Genomic DNA, 2,510 nt, shown 5'->3' on the forward strand with positions numbered 1-2,510 from the left:
GGACTACGCCGAGGCCAACGACATCGCCTTCATCCCGTGGTTCCCCATCGCCACCGGCGAACTCGCCCGCCCGGGCGGACCACTGGACGCCTTCGCCAAGAAGCACGACGCCAGCGCCTCCCAGCTGGCACTGGCCTGGCTGCTGCGGCGCTCACCGGTGATCCTCCCGATTCCCGGCACTTCCAGCGTCGCGCACGTCGAGGAGAACACCGCAGCCGCAACCGTCACCCTCACCGACGACGAGTTCACGACGCTGTCGGACGTCGTCCGATCCCCGGAACACCAGGCGGGATGACATGTCAACCAATAACGGCTCCCGCACCAGCCACGTCGCGGCCGGGAACCTGTTCGGTTCCGACGGGCGGGTCGAAAGCCCCTCTCGCGGAGACTGGCGAGTGGCGCCGGCCTCGCCCATCGACTTCAGCCACAAGTCGATGTGGGGATTGCTCACGCTCCGAGGAACTTTCACGGGCATCACCGGAGAAGTGCACATCACAGACGACGGCTACGTGAGCGGAAAGCTCACTGTCGATGCAGAGTCCATCACGACGAAGTTCGACAGACTCACCACGCATCTGCTGGCCGCCGACTTCTTCGATGTGGCAAACCACCCAACCATCGAATTCGTCGCCCGCAGTGTGTGCCCTGATGGTCCAGACCGCGCAACTGTCAACGGAGACTTGACCATTCTCGGCAAGACTCAGCACATTTCGTTCCCCGTGCGAACGCGCCTTGAGCGCCCAAACGAGGTTGCCGTCACTGGCACCACCAAACTCAACCGCAATGACTACGGCATGAGCTTCGACAGACTGCGCGCCGCGCGCGGCCTGACCACAGTCACCTTTTCACTGCACTTGGCGCGGCAATGAGTCACGCGAATACGTGAGCGCATGATCGCGGATATCGCCGATTGGGCCTTCCAACTACAGCCGGACGACGGCGACCTCGAGCTTGCTCACAAGGCGCTGGTCGACACCGTCGCGGTGGCGTTGGCCGCGTCCGACGATCCCGTCGTACAGATGACCACGGGTCTCCCGGAACCCCTGCGTTGGGCGGCAATTGGGCACGCATTGGATTTCGACGATGTGCACTTGCCGTCAAGTTCCCATGTGAGCGTCGTGTGCGTCAACGCGACGCTGTCGGTAGGAGGTGGTGCGCGGGAATACCTCGCGGCGGCGGGGGTCATGGCCAGGATCGGAACGGCGTTGGGGTGGGCTCACTACTCCCGGGGTTGGCATGCCACTTGTACCGCGGGCGCACCGGCGGCCGCCATAGCAGCCGGCCTCACCCTGGGGCTGGACGTTGCGGGATTGGCTCGGGCGATGGCGCTGGCGATACCCAGTGCGGGAGGCCTTCAACGAGCGTTCGGCACAGCCAGCAAGGCCTTGCAGGTGGGATTCGCCACCGACGCTGGAGTCCGAGCTGCACGACTGGCAGCGGCCGGTGCGACCGCTTCTCCCGCGGTCCTCGATGATTGGTTTCGATTGATGGGGGGAACGGTGGAACCGGATCTGTCCGGGCCAGCCGTTCCGGGAGGTCTGGCAATCAAGTTGCATCCCTGCTGTTACGCCATGCAACGTCCGATCAGCGCGGTACGAGGATTGCCACGCGCCGGCAAGGATCTGAGTCTCATCGAGGGAATTCAGGTGCGTACCCCGCAGGCTGGTGTGCAGCCGCTCATCCACCACACCCCAAACACCGGGCTGGAAGCCAAGTTCAGTATGGAATACGCGGTGGCGACCGCGCTGGTCGACGAGTTTCCCGGAATGGCGGAGTTCACCGACACCTCGGTAAACCGATCCTCGATTCGCGCCTTGATGGAGCGCGTTGAGATTGTCGCTACACCTGGACCTGCTGAGGGTGTGATGCATGGCGAAACGCGAATCGCTGTCGAATGGTCGGACGGAACGGTTACCGAGTCCGCCCTCGACCTCCCGTACGGGCACCCTGAACTACCCGCCAGCGCCGACGACCTCTTCGCGAAGGTGACGAGCTGCGTCGGTCACGCGCGGGCCGGCGAGATCATGAACCTGGGTTGGCGTGACGCCGCAGATGTGCTGCGCCGCAGCTTCTGACAAGCTCAGTGGTCGTTATGCCGGCGTTCATCTAGACAGCGGGGCTGGCGGTGTGAAGACACTGGTCCGCTTCATCGCCAGTCGTCGTCCACGCGTAGCCATCGACAGAGCGATCTTCGCGCTCGCCTCGTCGATCATCTCGTCACCGAGCATCACGGCGCCCACAGATCCGCCGGCAGCGGAGGTGTAATAGGCGTACGCGTCGAGAATCAGCTCTGCCCTGTCGTAGGACTCTTGTGGTGGAGAGAACACCGCATTGGCCACCTCGAGCTGGCAGGGATGAAGAACCCACTTTCCGTCGAATCCGTAGGCGGCGGCGCGTTCGCAGTAGCTGCGGTATCCGTCAACGTCGTGGATCTTTGCGAAAGGACCGTCGATGGCCTGAACCCCGTGCTTGCGTGCGGCAACGGCGATATCCATGAGTACGTGATCGAA

At 63.6% G+C, this 2,510-nt stretch carries 4 protein-coding genes; 3 read left to right on the plus strand and 1 reads right to left on the minus strand.

Features of this window, described 5'->3' with window-relative positions; translation table 11 throughout:
• From QOC69_RS33675 to QOC69_RS33685, 3 genes are all read left to right on the plus strand, one after another.
• Positions 1-295 (plus strand): aldo/keto reductase (locus QOC69_RS33675; RefSeq protein ID WP_526446815.1); only part of this gene is annotated, 295 nt, incomplete at its 5' end.
• Position 296: 1 nt separating this feature from the next.
• Entirely contained in the window at positions 297-869 is a 573-nt protein-coding gene (locus QOC69_RS33680) for a YceI family protein (RefSeq protein WP_526446816.1), read from the plus strand.
• A gap of 21 nt (positions 870-890) precedes the next feature.
• Positions 891-2,075: an MmgE/PrpD family protein gene (locus QOC69_RS33685; protein WP_526446817.1), complete on the plus strand. Its 1,185-nt coding sequence runs from the start codon at positions 891-893 to the stop codon at positions 2,073-2,075.
• Positions 2,076-2,102: 27 nt separating this feature from the next.
• Here the strand turns inward: QOC69_RS33685 and QOC69_RS33690 are convergent.
• Positions 2,103-2,510: aldolase/citrate lyase/malate synthase family protein (locus tag QOC69_RS33690; protein ID WP_526446818.1), on the minus strand; the 408-nt coding region annotated here is incomplete at its 5' end.

Origin of the sequence: Mycobacterium sp. (assembly GCF_032162105.1) — a bacterium.
In the GTDB taxonomy this organism is placed as follows: domain Bacteria; phylum Actinomycetota; class Actinomycetes; order Mycobacteriales; family Mycobacteriaceae; genus Mycobacterium.